The 16,069-nt window shown below is 62.2% G+C and carries 9 protein-coding genes; 5 read left to right on the top strand and 4 right to left on the bottom strand.

The genetic code is table 11. From position 1 onward, the window contains the following. Positions 1–53: 53 nt before the first annotated feature. Complete coding sequence (locus O3300_RS26300; protein WP_305054644.1) at positions 54–1,427, top strand: alkaline phosphatase; 1,374 nt, start codon at positions 54–56, stop codon at positions 1,425–1,427. A gap of 74 nt (positions 1,428–1,501) precedes the next feature. After that, a complete protein-coding gene (locus O3300_RS26295) occupies positions 1,502–2,239 on the top strand; it encodes a hypothetical protein (RefSeq protein ID WP_305054557.1) in 738 nt (245 codons plus the stop codon). 231 nt (positions 2,240–2,470) lie between these two features. Here O3300_RS26295 and O3300_RS26290 read toward each other — a convergent pair whose 3' ends face one another. The 3 genes from O3300_RS26290 to dprA all read right to left on the bottom strand — a co-directional run bounded on the left by O3300_RS26290 (position 2,471) and on the right by dprA (position 6,882). Next, entirely contained in the window at positions 2,471–5,137 is a 2,667-nt protein-coding gene (locus O3300_RS26290; RefSeq protein WP_077399489.1) for a DNA topoisomerase III, read from the bottom strand. 292 nt (positions 5,138–5,429) lie between these two features. Next, positions 5,430–5,894, bottom strand: a complete 465-nt coding sequence (locus tag O3300_RS26285) for a DUF494 family protein (RefSeq protein ID WP_099665525.1) — start codon at positions 5,892–5,894, stop codon at positions 5,430–5,432. A gap of 94 nt (positions 5,895–5,988) precedes the next feature. After that, positions 5,989–6,882, bottom strand: a complete 894-nt coding sequence (dprA, locus tag O3300_RS26280) for a DNA-processing protein DprA (RefSeq protein WP_369812326.1) — start codon at positions 6,880–6,882, stop codon at positions 5,989–5,991. Positions 6,883–7,397: 515 nt separating this feature from the next. Here dprA and def point away from each other — a divergent pair. After that, positions 7,398–7,940, top strand: a complete 543-nt coding sequence (gene def, locus O3300_RS26275) for a peptide deformylase (RefSeq protein WP_305054555.1) — start codon at positions 7,398–7,400, stop codon at positions 7,938–7,940. A 107-nt stretch (positions 7,941–8,047) separates the two neighbouring features. Further along, positions 8,048–9,004: a methionyl-tRNA formyltransferase gene (gene fmt / locus O3300_RS26270; protein ID WP_305054554.1), complete on the top strand. Its 957-nt coding sequence runs from the start codon at positions 8,048–8,050 to the stop codon at positions 9,002–9,004. 87 nt (positions 9,005–9,091) lie between these two features. Here the strand turns inward: fmt and O3300_RS26265 are convergent, their stop codons facing one another. Continuing rightward, positions 9,092–11,569: an IPT/TIG domain-containing protein gene (locus tag O3300_RS26265; protein WP_305054553.1), complete on the bottom strand. Its 2,478-nt coding sequence runs from the start codon at positions 11,567–11,569 to the stop codon at positions 9,092–9,094. 641 nt (positions 11,570–12,210) lie between these two features. Between O3300_RS26265 and metH the strand changes: the two genes are divergently transcribed. After that, entirely contained in the window at positions 12,211–16,005 is a 3,795-nt protein-coding gene (metH, locus tag O3300_RS26260) for a methionine synthase (RefSeq protein ID WP_305054552.1), read from the top strand. Positions 16,006–16,069 lie beyond the last annotated feature (64 nt).

Raw genomic sequence — 16,069 nt, 5'->3', positions numbered from 1 at the left:
ACATGAAACTTGCATCGACACCCGCCGCACTGAAATCGGCCCTGAAACTCTCCATGCTGACCACGCTCGTGGCCGCCAGCGTCGCCAGCGCCTACGCCGCCGACGCCAAGAACGTCATCTTCTTCCTCGGCGACGGCATGGGCCCGTCCGTCGTGACGGCAGCGCGCATCTACCAGTACCAGGAAGACGGCAACCTGACGATGGACACGCTGGAGCGCACGGCGCGCATCAAGACGTTCTCGAACGATGCGCAAACGACGGACAGCGCGCCATCGATGGCCGCCTACATGACCGGCGTCAAGATGAACAATGAAGTCATCTCGATGGCGCAGGACACCATCGCCAAGGAACCGAGCCGCGACGTCAACGGCAACCTGGGCGTGGATAACTGCCCGGCCGGCGGCAAGAGCGCGCCGACCATCCTGGAACTGGCGAAAGCCAAGGGCAAGGCCGTGGGCGCCATCACCACCACGGAACTGACGCACGCCACGCCGGCGACGACTTTCTCGCACATCTGCAACCGCAATGCGCAATACGCGATCGCTGCACAAACGGTGCCGGGCGGCACGGGCTACAACGCGGCCCTGGGCGACGGCGTCGACGTGCTGATGGGTGGCGGCCGCAACCACTTTACGCCTTGGTCGGCCAGCAACAAGTATGGCCGCGCCGATGGCCGCAACCTGTTGACGGAATTTGCCGCCAAGGGCTACACCGTGGCCGCCAACAAGGCGGAAATGGCCGCGGCGCAGAGCGGCAAGAAATTCATCGGCCTGTACAGCACCCGCAGCCACCTGGAATATGAACTGGACCGCACCGCCACGCCGCCGCTGGGCGAAGGCGCGACCCAGCCTAGCCTGTCGGAAATGACGCTGAAAGCCATCGACTTGCTGTCGAAAAACGCGAACGGCTACTTCCTGATGGTCGAAGGCGGCCGCATCGACCACGCCTTGCACGGCATCAACGCCAAGCGCGCGCTGACGGACACCATCGCCTTCGACGACGCCATCAAGGCGGCCATCGCCAAGATCAAGGAAACCGATCCGACGCTGGCCAACACCCTGATCGTCGTCACGGCCGACCATGACCACACCCTGGCCTTCAACGGCTACGGCAAGCGCGGCAACCACATCCTCGACATCAACCGCGGCTACAAGGATAACCAGCCGAGCAAGGATGCCGATGGCAATACCTACACCACCCTGGTGTTCGGCAACGGCCCGAACCGCCCTGCCCTGCGCAGCAACGTCGACAGCGCCACGGCCCTGAAAGACAACTACCTGCAAGAAACAGGCGTGCGCCTGGCCAGCGAAACCCACGGCGGCGGCGACGTCAAGCTGCTGGCCACGGGCGCCGGCGCGAAGGCCTTCAAGGGCACCCTGGACAACACCAAGGTGTTTGACCTGCTGAAGGCGGCCTTCGGCTTCTGATCCACATCAACACGGTAACCCCACCGGGGCGGATGGCGTATGCCCTCCGCCCCTCTGCACGTAAAGGCAACACCATGAAATCGTCCCTGATCGCCGTCCTCCTGGCCGCCGGCTTTGCCGCCAGCGCGCAAGCCGCTCCTGCCACGCCTGCCGCTCCTGCCGACCTGGACCTGGGCATCACCTATTACAGCCGCGTCCTGACGCCGGAAGGCGTGACGCGCGAAAGCCGCTACGAAGAAAAGATGCTGCGCCGCCCCGGCCACGTGTGGGTCGAGCGCGTGCTGGCGCCGTCGACCGATGCGCATGCGGGCCACAGCCACGGTGAAAACAAGAAAGTGGCATTGAAAACGTCGACCGCGGCCACGCAGCATGAGCACAAGCACTTCAATCCCGTGCTGATACCGCGCCACGTGACGCTGGAAAAGAACACCGTACGCGTGGAATACATCGATGCGCATGACAAGATCGTCGTCGCCATCCCCAAGGCCGAGTACGAAAACGTCAATTTCGACGGTTCCTGGGAAAACAGTTTTTATCTGCTGGACCCGAAACTGGTGGCCGCCATGCCGCTGTCGAAACACGCGTCGAACGTGACGGGCGCGCGCTGGCGCGAAGTGGAAAAGAATGGCGTGTTCCAGCGCATCCTGTGGGATGAGCAAAAACAGATTCCGCTGATCATCGAGAGCGGCGACCGCGCGAATACCTTCTATCGCCGGGTCGACGTCAAGCTGCAGCCCACCGTCAGCAAGGCGCAGCCGTGGGCCAACTTGCAGTACTACGCGCAGCGCGAGTATTCGGACTACCTGGACTAAGAGCCTATCCCAGTAGGGAGCGTCTTCTGCTGGCAGCACATCAGGAGCGCGGACAAGGCGTGAGGAGGACGCGTGGCGAGCCACGCGACGACGATCAACGCAGTCCCCGCTTCTGAGGCGCGCCAGCGGGGGATGTATTCATCTACTGGGACAGGCTCTTAGCCAGCCTCGGGACGTAAAAAAAGCCAGGGAAATCCCTGGCTTTTGTTTGCCTGGCTGGCGGGCGCCGGATTACTCCGCCGCTGCCGCCTTCTTCGCCGGCGCCTTCTTGGCAGCCGGCTTTTTCACGGCCGCAGCTTTCTTGGCCGGCGCTTTTTTGACGGCTGCCGCTTTCTTGACGGCCGTTTTCTTTGCTGGCGCCGCGCCTTCTTCGCCTTCGGCCTCGGCCGCTGCCGCCTTCGTCTTGGCGCCCGGCTTGGCCTTGCGCTCTTCAAACTCGAAGCTCACCTTGCCATCCTTGCCGCGCACGAGGAATGCCTTGAACGGGCGACGGGTACGCTGCGAAACAAAGCCCGGCAGCAAGTCCGTCTTGCCGTCGTTGAGCAGTTTTGCCATTTGTTCCGGCAAGATTTCCTGCTGCAAGATGATACGGCCGCTGCGGAAGTCGCACGTCTTCGGTTTCGCCACGCTGTGTTCGCACACATAGGCCAGGCCCATTTCGTACACGCCGGCGTTGCACTTGGGGCACGGTCCCACGGGCGTCTGGCCCGTGAAATCGACGCCTTCGCCATCTTCGCTCTCGTCGTTCTGGCCGAAATCGAATTCCAGCTTGAAATTCTTGATCTCTTCATCGCGCACGATGCGCAGGATGGCGGCGAACGGACGGCCCATCTTCGAGCGGAAGCCTTGCAGCGGGCCGATGGTGCGGTCCTTCAGCAATTGTTCCACTTCGGCAATTTCGAACTGGCGCGAACCCGGTGTCTTGCTCATCGAGAATTCACACTTGGTGCAGGCGAAACGACGGTAGTTTTCCTTCACCACGCCGCTGCAATTCGGGCATGGCGTTTCCAGGGTCGCATAGTCGCCGGGAATGGTGTCATTATCGTATTCCTTGGCGCGCTTGACGATGATCTGCGTCATCTGCGCGATTTCGCGCATGAATTCTTCGCGCGAAATCTTGCCTTTTTCCATCTGCGACAGCTTGTATTCCCACTCGCCCGTCAGCTCCGGCGCCGTCAATTCGTTGACGCCCAGTCCTTTGAGCAAAGTCATCAGCTGCGATGCCTTGGCCGTCGGAATCAATTCGCGGCCTTCGCGGATCAGGTAGCGTTCCGTCAGCAAGCCCTCGATGGTGGCCGCGCGCGTCGCCGGGGTGCCGAGACCCTTGCCGGCCATCGCATCGCGCAGCTCGTCGTCGTCGATCAGCTTGCCGGCGCCTTCCATGGCCGACAGCAAGGTCGCCTCCGTGAAGCGCGCAGGCGGCTTCGTCACCAGGCCGTTGGCGTTGACGCTTTCCGTCTGCACTTTTTCGCCCTTGGCCACTGGCACCAGGTTGCCGTTGCCATTGCTTTCCTTGTCGGCGTCCGTCGACGCTTCCTTGCCGTAGATGGCCAGCCAGCCCGGATTGGTCATGACCTTGCCTTCAGTCTTGAACTGATGGCCGGACACTTCCGTGTAGCGCGTGGTGACCTGGAATTCCGCAGGCGGGAAGAACACGGCCATGAAGCGGCGCGTGACGAGGTCATACAGCTTCTGTTCCGGCTCGGACAGGTTCTTCGGCGCGATCGTCGTCGGGATGATCGCGAAGTGATCCGAGATCTTGGTGTTGTCGAAAATGCGCTTGTTCGGCTTGACCCAGCCCTTGTCGATGATCTGCTTGGCGAACTGGTGGTAGTTGCTGTTGTCCTTGACCGTTTCCAGCGCCTGCAGCACGGTCGGCATGTAGTCTTCCGGCAGGTGGCGCGAATCGGTACGCGGATACGTCAGTACCTTGTGCTTTTCATACAGCGCCTGGGCCAGACCCAGGGTGTTCTTGGCCGAGAAGCCGAAACGCGAGTTCGCTTCGCGCTGCAGGCTGGTCAGGTCGAACAGGCCCGGTGCCATCGAGGTGGTCGGTTTCGATTCTTCCGTGACATTGCCTTGGCGGCCGCGGCAGGCGGTGGCGATCGAGTCGGCAGCCGTCTTGCTCCACAGGCGCTCGGCGCGCTTCTCGGGGTCGTTCTCGTCCTTCTTGAACTTCGTGTCGAGCCAGCGGCCTTCATAGATGCCGGCCGCGCAAACGAATTCGGCGCGCACTTCCCAGAAGTCGCGCGGCACGAATTTCTTGATCTTGTCTTCGCGTTCGACCACGATGGACAGGGTCGGCGTTTGCACGCGGCCCACGGTGGTCAGATAAAAACCGCCTTCTTTCGAATTAAACGCCGTCATGGCGCGCGTGCCATTGATACCGATCAACCAATCGGCTTCCGAACGGCAGCGGGCCGCATCGGCCAGCGGCAGCATTTCTTCATCGCTGCGCAGGTGCGAGAAACCGTCGCGGATGGCGCCCGGCGTCATCGACTGCAGCCACAGGCGCTTGACCGGTTGCTTGGCTTTCGCGTTTTGCGCGATCAGGCGGAAAATCAGCTCGCCTTCGCGCCCCGCATCGCATGCGTTGATGAGGGTGGTGACGTCTTTGCGTTTGATCAGCTTGTTTAATACTTTGAGGCGCGCTTCCGTCTTGGCGATCGGGTTCAGCGCGAAATACGGTGGAATCATCGGCAAGTGCGCGAAACTCCATTTGCCGCGCTTCACGTCGAATTCTTCCGGCACGGCGATCTCCAGCAAGTGGCCGACCGCCGACGACAGGACGTATTCATCCGATTCAAAGTACTCATCGTGCTTGGTAAAGCCGCCAAGCGTCTTCGCGATATCGTTCGCGACAGAAGGCTTCTCGGCGATGATGAGGGTTTTTGTCATATTTTTTAGTCTCGAAAAATGCTCTAGGATAGTTTCAGCATGCGCATCATACAGTGCATTGCCAGGCGCCGACGCTTTTGTCTGCGCAAGGCCTTGTGACTTGTGGTCTTGTCAAGCGGCCAATGATAAGCGCCTATTGAAGAATTCGGCAAGTTATCTGCAAGCAAGAATGCGCAAGCGCAAACACAACAGGCTGGCGGGCGCGCTGGTGCAGCACATGGTAAAGGGGATGGCGCGGCAGCGGCGCCAGGGTCGGCAGGCAGCGACAGCGGCCGCCAGCGACGTCTATATATTAGTGCAATAAGCGCGGCGGGAGGTCTTCGTCGTCGACAAACAGATCGTCGAACATCAGGGCGTCCGGTTCCTTGCCCTGGCTCCACAGCAGCATCAGCACGATGACTTTCAGCTTGCCCAGCGAAACGGGTGCCTCGTCGAGCGCCAGCGCCCGTTCGATGACGATTTCGCGCTGCAGCGGCGACAGCACCTTGGCGCTTTCCAGGAACTGGATGAAACCGACGGCGGCCGTGCCCAGCACGTCGCTTTCCTGCTGCACATAGAAGCGCGTGCCCGTGGAGCTGGCCGTCAGGGTTTGTTCGACGCCGGCCATGGCGTTCAAGTCCGTCAGCCAGACGAGCGCTTCGGAAATCTCCACGTCGTCGAAACCGACGGCCGACAGTTTGCGCGCCAGGACTGCCGGCTCGGGGCAGGCATCGGGGCGATAGTAAGTCTCGTAGAGGTACACCAGGATATCGAACATGGCTCTACTCTATCAGCTAAGTTCGCTGCGACACAAGGGTGTGCGCCGACAAAGCGCCCCCGTGCGGCAAGGCCGCCACACAAGTGACAAGCTGTCATTTACAGCGTTGAAACAGTCCTCCCGGCAAGCGTTCCACCCGGCCCGCCAGCTCCAGCGCCAGCAATTCGCCCATCAGCGCGCCCATGGCCAGGCCGCTGCGCGCGGCCAGGGTGTCGGCATCGAGGGGATCGTGGCCCAGCGCGGCCAGCAGCGGCGGCTCGTCCTCCACCGCTGGCGGCACCTGGGGCACGCCGCCCAGCCATTGCAACTCTTGCAGCACGTCATCAGCCGACTCGACCAGCTTGGCGCCCTGCTTGATCAATGCATGACAGCCCTTGGCCAGGGTCGCATGGATGGAACCGGGCAAGGCATACACATCGCGCCCCTGCTCGCCGGCCAGGCGCGCCGTGATCAATGAACCCGATTGCGCGGCCGCCTCGATCACCAGCACGCCGCGCGCCAGGCCGCTGATCAGGCGGTTGCGGCGCGGAAAGTTAGCTGGCATGGCGGGCAAGCCCAGCGCGTACTCGCTGACGATGCAACCCTGTTCGGCAATTCTTTGCGCTAGATCAAGGTTACGTCGCGGATACACCAGGTCGGCGCCCGTGCCGATCACGGCGACGGTAGCGCCCGCGCCGCGCAAGCCGCCCTCGTGCGCGTGCGTATCGATGCCCAGCGCCAGCCCGGAAATGATGGTCAGGCCCGCCATGCTCAGCGCTTGCGCGAAAGCGGCCGCATTCTGCATGCCTTGCGCGCTGGCATTGCGGCTGCCGATGATGGCCACGCCGGGACGCGACAGCAGTTCCGCCCGCCCCCGTACATATAACAACAGCGGCGGATCGGCGATTTCCAGCAGCAGGGGCGGATACGCGGCATCGGCCAGGGTCAGCAAGGCGTTGCCGGGCCGCTGCAGCCACTGCAGGGTGAGTTCCAGCTGGCTGTTGGTCACGGGCTTGGGCGGCTGCACGATGGCGCGCGCCACGCTGGCCGGCACCGCTTCGCGCAAGGTCTCGAACGGTGTGGCGAAAATCTCCGGCGGCAAGCCGAAGCGGGCCAGCAAGGCGCGCGCCGCCACCGGCCCCACGCCGGGCAGATGCTGCAGGCGCAGCCAGCCCGCCAATTCCGTGGCCGTGTCTGCCATCGTTGCAAGTGCATGCATGACCACCTCGCTGTGTACTGTGCCCTCCCATGCTAGCGCGATGGCGCGCACGCGATACCGACGCGCGCAAGGATGCGTGCAATGCGCGTGCAAAACGGCCCCCCATCCACAGGAGCATGGGCGTCTGTGATAAAATTTCCCTTTGCAGCAAACGATTAGCGCACTGGCAAACGCATCTGCCGCGCCGTTGTGCCATACGCGCCCAAGCATGGCGTACCCAACAGAAAATAGCCCTGCCATCGTTCGCATGGCCCAGGCATGAATAATCCGGCGCACCGGCGCCCACCTTAACCAGTCGAATCCGTATGTCCATATTAAATATCCTGCGTTACCCCGATCCTCGCCTGCACACGGTCGCCAAGCCCGTCACCGAATTTGACGCGCGCCTGCAAACCCTGATCGACGACATGGCTGAAACCATGTACGACGCCCCGGGCGTCGGCCTGGCCGCGTCGCAAGTGGACGCGCATATCCAGATGATGGTGATCGACATCACCGAAGAAAAAAACCAGCTGCAAGTGTTCATCAACCCGGAAATCACCTGGGCCAGCGAGGAAAAGCAGGTCTACGACGAAGGCTGTTTGTCCGTGCCTGGCGTCTACGACGGCGTCGAGCGCCCGGCCCGCATCAGGGTGCGCGCCCTGGACCGCCACGGCAAGCAGTTCGAACTGGAAGCCGATGGCTTGCTGGCCGTCTGCATCCAGCATGAGATGGATCACTTGCTGGGCAAGGTATTCGTCGAATACCTGTCGCCGCTCAAGCGCAACCGCATCAAGACCAAGATGATCAAGGAAATCCGTGGTCTCGAGCGCGAAGCGAGCCTGCGCGCACAGAACCGCCGCTTCTAAGCCGCTTTTGCAGCTGTGCTGATAGACTGACCGCAAAGACTGACCGTAACACCACGCCAGCCTGGCGCCTCCGGCGCGGGCCTGCGCACCTCACGTCAAGGAACCATATGAAAGTGATCTTCGCAGGCACGCCTGAATTTGCCGCCACGGCCCTGAAAGACTTGCACGAAGCGGGATTCGAGATTCCGCTGGTGCTGACCCAGCCCGACCGCCCTGCCGGACGCGGCATGCAATTGCACGCCTCGGCCGTCAAGCAATATGCACAGCAGCACGGCATCGACGTGCTGCAGCCCTTGTCGCTGCGCATGGACAGCAAGGACCCGCAGCGCGCCGCCGAGGCAAAAGCAGCGCACGAGCGCCTGCTGGCCACCGACTACGATGTGATGGTGGTGGCGGCCTACGGCTTGATCTTGCCGCGCAGCACCCTCGACATCAAACCCTGCATCAATATCCACGGTTCCCTGCTGCCGCGCTGGCGCGGCGCCGCGCCCATCCACCGCGCCATCGAAGCCGGCGACGATGAAACGGGCGTGACCATCATGCAGATGGAAGAAGGCCTCGATACGGGCCCCATGCTGGCCATCGAGCGCACGCCCATCGAAGCGGGCGATTCCACGGCAAGCCTGCACGACAAGCTTGCCACCCTGGGCGGCAAGATGATCGTCGAGACCCTGCGCAAGATGCAGCAGCAAGCGCTGGAAGCCGTGCCCCAGCCTGAAGCGGGCGTCACCTATGCGGCAAAGATCGCCAAGGAAGAAGCGGCGCTCGATTTCAGCCTGCCGGCGCTGGAACTGGGCCTGAAGATCCGCGCCTTCAATCCGTTTCCCGGCGCCTGCGGCCAGGTCGATGGCACCACCATCAAGATCTGGGCCGCCGATGTGCTCGAAGCGGACAGCAAGGAAGCGCCGGGCCAGGTACTGGCAGCCGACGCCCAGCACGGCATCGTCGTGGCCTGCGGCAATGGCTCGCTGCGCCTGACGGAACTGCAAAAACCGGGCGGCAAGCGCCTGCCTGCGGCCGAATTCATCAAGGGCTTCCCCCTCGAAGGCAAGCGCTTCGCCTGACTTCACCGGATTGCACCGCGCCATCATCCCGATGGCCATAAAAAAAGGCTTGCCGCGGCAAGCCTTTTTTGCATCCGCCCCGCTAGCTTAGCGGCGCTGCACCTTCATCAGGCGTGCGCCCAGAGACGACGACAGGCTGACCTCGAAACGGCCGCCGGCCGGCAAGGCGCTCACGTCGACATTGGCTTTGCCACCCGTCAAGTCACTGGCGACCACCGTCTTGCGGCCATCGGCAGCCACGTGCATGACGGCGGCATACGGTTCCGCCTCGGCATTCCAGACCAGCGCCAGCTGGCCGCCGCTTTGCGTCGCATCAAACGTGGCATCGTTGGCGGCGGCCTTGCTGCGGCGCGCCGGACGTTCCAGCTTGGCCAAAGCCTTGCCATTTGCCAACACTTGCACATCGCTGATTTCGCCCGGATTGGCGAAGCTGACGCGGAAGTGGCTCATGGCGTTGCCGCCATGGTCGGCCACGGAGACGCCATCGAAGGGCAAGTCGATAGTCTGTCCGGACGCCGTCAACACGCGCAAGGTATAAGCATGGCCGCTGCCGCTGGCAGCGGTGCCGATGCGCGCCGACGAGGCAACGGCCGGGCGCAGGGCCACGCCGCCAGGCGTAATGCGGCCGGAAATGGTCAGGTAGCCGTTCTCGGCCACGGCCATGCTGGCGGCCAGCACATTGCTGCCCGTAATCTGCGTGCTGCGTTTTTCCAGGAATTGCTGCACCCGCGCATAGCTGTAGTCGGAGAACCAGGCGCCGCTGCAATAGCTCATCACGTCCTTCATCGGCGTGTTGCCATAGACTGCCTTGCTCAGCTGGCCGATGCTGCCTGCATAGTTGCTGTTGTACAGCGGTTGCGGGCCCAGATTGCCATTCGCATATGGGTAGTCGACAGCAGCGCCAGCCGGACCGCCGCAGGGAACGTGCTGCAGCGAGTGATTATGGCCCAGCTCATGCACGAGCGTAGTCAGCCACAGAGGCCATTGATTGGAGAATGGGTCGACCGCCGCGATGCTATTGGACTGGGCATCGAGGCCGATGGCCGACGTAAAGTCGTTGCCGCTGCTGCGCTGGTTGATGTAGGCCAGGCCGGCGGCGTTGGTGACGGACATCTTCGGCACGAAACCATAATAGTAGGCGCCGCTGTCTTCCAGCGCGCGCCGGTTTTCCAGCTTGCCCAGGGCATCGCTCCACCAGCTGTCGGCCGTGCTGCTGCCCGGCATGCTCAGTGCGGCGCGCGTCGTGATGCTGATATTTTCCGTCGCATACGGATACACGCGCAGCAGCGCGGCGCGGATCACCTCAGCGTCAGGCAGTTGCGCCACGCCATCATCGGTGCTCAAGGGCACGAGCACCAGACGAATTTTGGCCAGGCTGGCCACCACGGGCGTCGCTTCCTGGCTCACTTGCACGCCGTCATTGCCGACGGCCGTCACGCGCACGCGCACGCCGGGCAAGATCCAGCCTGCAGGCAGGACGGCACTGAAATTGCCGTTGAAACTGTCATCGTTCTTCGTCGTCGGCAAGAGCGCCGGCCCCGTCATCGCGATACTGCCCAGGTTGCTGCCATTGGCGGCGGTCGCATTCAAGGTGACCGCCGGGCTGGACTGGCCCGCCTGACCGGCCAGCACGGACACGCGCACGGCGGCCGACTTGCCGCGCGTCAAGCGCAAGGCCGTATTGCTGGCATTCAAATTCAGTACTTGCGCGAAATCAATGCTGCCCAGGGTAAAGGCCGACACCGTGCCCGCATTCACGGCGATGCGCGACGCCGCCGCCAGCATCACGTTGCCCGTTGCCGAGTCTGGTGCAGACAATACCAGCTGACTGGCACTGGCACTGACGATGACGGCCGGCGTATTGCCCACCGACGCCGAAGTGACCTGGTCGAGATTGCTGCCCTGCACCGTCACGGACAAGCTTCCGTTATTGACGGCCGAGGTGATCGACGTCACCGTCACGCTGGCCAGCACCGTGTACGTGTCGCCGCTGAGCACATCGTTGTAGGGACCGCGCACCGTCAGCGCGCCTGTCGCCGCGCCCGCAGGCACCAGCACCGTCACGCTGCCGGCCGTCTGGCTTTGCGGCGTTGCCGCCGCGCCATTGCCAAACTGCACCGCCGTCACGGCGCCCATGCCGCCGCCCGTGATCGTCACGCTGGAACCGACGCCGCCCGTCGCCGGTGCGACGCTGCCCACGCTCAATGGCAGGTACACATTGACGTTATAGCTGGTGGCCGCCGTGCCGCTGGCGCTGACGAGGCTCAAGGCGCCCGATACGGGCACGCCCGGCATGGTCAGGGTGATGCTGGTATCGCTGGCGGCGCTGGTGGCAACGGTCACGCCGCCAACCTGGAAAGCCGTCACGCGGCTCAGATTCGTGCCTGTAAGCACCAGGCTGCCACCGACGGCGACATTCGCCGCCGAAACGGCCGTCACGGCAGGCAGCAGCACGGGCGTGCCCGACGTGGTCGCCACCACCGTGTCGCCGCCCCCACCGCCACCACCGCCGCAGGCGGACAGGCCCAGCATGACAAACAATGCGACAAGCAGATGGTTTTTCATGGCTGGCAACCATGTTGATGCAGCGCGATGCCGGGGAGGACACGAGATAAATGTGACATATTGGTGACTTTTGGTGAGAATTTAATTTCGAAGAACCAATATTATGGTTTAGTTCGATTCCCAAAGACAACTATTAATGCTTTTGATTCAATTGGTTTTGATAATAATTAAAATATCTGCTTGGCAAACTTTACTCTGAGCATTATTCCCCTCACTCTGTATTGGCTAAAATCAAAATTACTTTCCTTTGCAGCTATTGCCATTCAACTCATTAAAAATATGCTGATGCGGCGCAAATAATGTGGAAATTTTTCCACAGCCTAGACGCCATATTGTTCTGCCAACTTTGCTGGAAGAATTAACGTTTTGAGTAAGATTTTCAGGAATGTAATTTTCAGAAGCAGGCGTGGCGGCAGGCGATGTGTTGCAAGAAGGCCTGCCGTGGGGCGAACGGCCGCTTTTGCTTAAAACCAAAGCAGCCTGATGCCGTATAATTTTAGACCCGGTGAAATCAGGCGATTGCCACCTTCTGCCTGCCCTACCCGGCCGGCAACTCTCCGTCAGCTGATCCTGCTGACCCGCATCCGCCTCGTAACGTCTTGTCGCCGCGCCGCCGCCCGTTTGCCTATTGAAAGCATGAAATGAACGATACCGTGATCCCCGCCATGTCCCCGACCGAAGCCACCTTGCGCGCCATTCTGGCGCAGCGGATCATGATTCTCGACGGCGCCATGGGCACGATCATCCAGCAATACAAGCTCGACGAAGAAGCGTACCGCGGCGGCCCCGCCGGCCGCTTCATCGATTTCGCCGCGCCGGCCGACAGTGGCGCGCGCGAACTGTTCGTCAAGGGCAATAATGAGTTGCTGACCCTGACGCAGCCGCACATCATCCAGGAAATCCACGAGCGCTACCTGGCGGCCGGCGCCGACCTGATCGAAACGAATACCTTCGGCGCCACGACGATCGCGCAAGACGATTACCACATGGCCCACCTGGCCTATGAAATGAACGTCCAGGCGGCCAAGCTGGCGCGCGCCGCCTGCGATAAATATTCCACGCCGGACAAGCCGCGCTTCGTCGCCGGCGCCCTCGGGCCCACGCCGAAGACGGCGTCGATCTCGCCCGACGTGAACGACCCTGCCGCGCGCAACGTTACCTTCGACCAACTGGTGGCCGCCTACCTGCAGCAGACGCAGGGCCTGGTGGAAGGCGGCGCCGACGTGTTGCTGGTGGAAACCATCTTCGATACCTTGAACTGCAAGGCGGCCCTGTTCGCCATCGACCTGTTCTACGAGCAAAACCCGGATGTCGTGCGCCTGCCGCTGATGATTTCCGGCACCGTCACGGACGCATCGGGCCGCATCTTGTCGGGCCAGACCGTGCCCGCCTTCTGGAATTCCGTGCGCCACGCGAAACCGCTGACCATCGGCCTGAACTGCGCGCTGGGCGCCGCCCTGATGCGCCCGTACGCGGAAGAGCTGGCCAAGATCGCAGACACCTTCGTGTGCATCTACCCGAACGCGGGCTTGCCCAACCCCATGAGCGACACGGGTTTCGACGAGTTGCCAGCCGACACGTCCGCCCTGCTGCGCGAATTTGCCGACGCGGGCTTCCTGAACATGGCGGGCGGCTGCTGCGGCACCACGCCCGAGCACATCGCCGCCATCGGCGAGTTGCTGTCAAAAAACACCCCGCGCACCGTGCCGGCCCCATCGCACGACCTGCGCCTGGCGGGCCTGGAACCGTTCGTCGTCAATGACGAGTCGCTGTTCGTCAACGTGGGCGAGCGCACCAACGTCACGGGCTCGAAGGCGTTCGCGCGCATGATTCTCAACGAGCAATATGACGAGGCGCTATCCGTGGCCCGCCAGCAAGTGGAAAACGGCGCGCAAGTGATCGATATCAATATGGATGAAGCGATGCTCGACTCGCTGGCCGCCATGACGCGCTTCCTGAACCTGATCGCCTCGGAACCCGACATTTCGCGCGTGCCCATCATGGTCGACTCGTCGAAATGGTCGGTCATCGAAGCGGGCCTGAAATGCGTGCAGGGCAAGGCCATCGTCAACTCGATTTCCATGAAGGAAGGCGAAGAGGAATTCCTGCGCCAGGCAAAGCTGTGCCGCCGCTACGGCGCGGCCGTCATCGTCATGGCCTTCGATGAGAAGGGCCAGGCCGACACCTTCGAGCGCAAGATCGAAATTTGCGCGCGCGCATACCATTTATTGATCGATGCGCTGGACTTCCCGCCGGAAGACATCATTTTCGATCCGAACATCTTTGCCGTCGCCACCGGCATCGAAGAGCACAATAATTACGCCGTCGACTTCATCAACGCCACGCGCTGGATCAAGGAAAACCTGCCGTACGCGAAGATTTCGGGCGGCGTGTCGAACGTGTCCTTCAGTTTCCGCGGCAACGATCCAGCCCGCGAAGCCATCCATACCGTCTTCCTGTACCACGCCATCAAGGCCGGCATGACCATGGGCATCGTCAACGCCGGCATGGTGGGCGTGTACGACAACCTGGACCCGGAATTGCGCGAGCGCGTGGAAGACGTGGTGCTGAACCGCCGCGAAGACTCGACCGAGCGCATGATCGAATTTGCCGGCACCCTGAAGGCGGGCGGCAAGGCGGAGGCGCAAACCCTGGCCTGGCGCGAAGGCACGGTGCAGGAGCGCCTGTCGCATGCGCTGGTGCACGGCATCACGCAATTCATCGTGGAAGACACGGAAGAAGCGCGCCAGGAACTGCTGCACAATGGCGGACGCCCCATCCACGTGATCGAGGGCCCGCTGATGGCCGGCATGGACGTGGTCGGCGACCTGTTTGGCCAAGGCAAGATGTTCCTGCCGCAAGTGGTGAAATCGGCGCGCGTGATGAAACAGGCCGTGGCCCATCTGATCCCGTTCATCGAGGAAGAAAAGCTGCTGGAAGAAAAGCGTACGGGCATCGTCGCCAAGCCGAAAGGCAAGATCATCATGGCGACCGTGAAAGGCGACGTGCATGACATCGGCAAGAACATCGTCACCGTCGTTCTGCAATGCAATAACTTCGAAGTGGTGAACATGGGCGTGATGGTGCCGTGCTCGGAAATCCTGGCCCGCGCCAAGGTGGAAAACGCCGACATCATCGGCCTGTCGGGCCTGATCACGCCATCGCTGGAAGAAATGGCGTATGTCGCCAAGGAAATGCAGCGCGACGAACACTTCCGCATGCTGAAGATTCCCCTCTTGATCGGCGGCGCCACCACCAGCCGCGCCCACACGGCCGTGAAGATCGCGCACAACTACGAAGGCCCCGTGATCTACGTGCCGGACGCCTCGCGTTCCGTGTCCGTGGCGCAATCCTTGCTGACGCCGGAACAGCGCGACAAATACGTGGAAGACATCGAACTCGACTACGCGCGCATCCGCGAGCAGCACGCCAACAAGAAGGCGCTGCCGATTTTGCCGCTGGCGCAGGCGCGCGCCAACAAGATGCTCGTGCCCTTCGACGGCGCCTGCACGCCCGTGAAACCGAAGTTCATCGGCCGCCGCGTGTTTAAAAATGTCGACCTGGCCACGCTGGCCAACTACATCGACTGGGGCCCGTTCTTCCAGACCTGGGACCTGGCCGGCCCCTTCCCCGCCATCCTGACGGATGAAGTGGTGGGCGACGCGGCCACCAAGGTCTACGCGGAAGGCCAGGCCTTGCTGAAAAAACTCATCGACGGACGCTGGCTGACGGCCAACGGCGTGGTGTCCTTGCTGCCGGCCAACAGCGTCAATGACGACGATATCGAGGTGTACACCGACGATACGCGCAGTAGCGTGGCGTTCACGTATTACGGCATGCGTCAGCAGGGCGTGAAACCCATGGTCGACGGCGTGCAGCGTCCGAACCAGTGCCTGGCCGACTTCATCGCGCCGAAGGCATCGGGCGTAAAGGATTACATCGGCATGTTCGCCGTGACGTCCGGCCTGGGCATCGAGAAATACGAAAAACGCTTCGAGGATGCGCACGACGATTACTCGTCCATCATGCTCAAATCCCTGGCCGACCGCCTGGCCGAAGCGTTCGCCGAATACCTGCACGAGCGCGTGCGCAAGGATTTGTGGGGCTATGTGCCGGACGAACACCTGGGCAACGACGACATGATCGCCGAAAAATATGTCGGCATCCGTCCGGCGCCAGGCTACCCGGCCTGCCCCGAGCATACCGTCAAGAAAGAGATGTTTGAGGTCATGCAAGCCGAGGAAATCGGCATGCAGTTGACGGAATCGTATGCCATGTTCCCCGGCGCGGCCGTGTCCGGGTTCTATTTTGCCCACCCGGAGTCAAAATACTTCGTCGTCGGCAAGATCGGCATGGACCAGGTGGAAGACATGGCCAAGCGCCGTGGCGTCAGCATCGAGGACGTGGAACGCTGGCTGGCGCCGAACCTGTCGTAATGCCATAATATAAGCACAAGGCGCGCGGAACTTATCGCGCGCCGAAGCGCACTAACGCAGTATG

The organism is Janthinobacterium sp. SUN206, assembly GCF_030587305.1.
GTDB lineage: Bacteria > Pseudomonadota > Gammaproteobacteria > Burkholderiales > Burkholderiaceae_D > Janthinobacterium > Janthinobacterium kumbetense.
The sequence above is the reverse complement of the archived record's forward strand: the minus strand, read 5'-3'. Positions and strand labels throughout refer to the sequence as shown.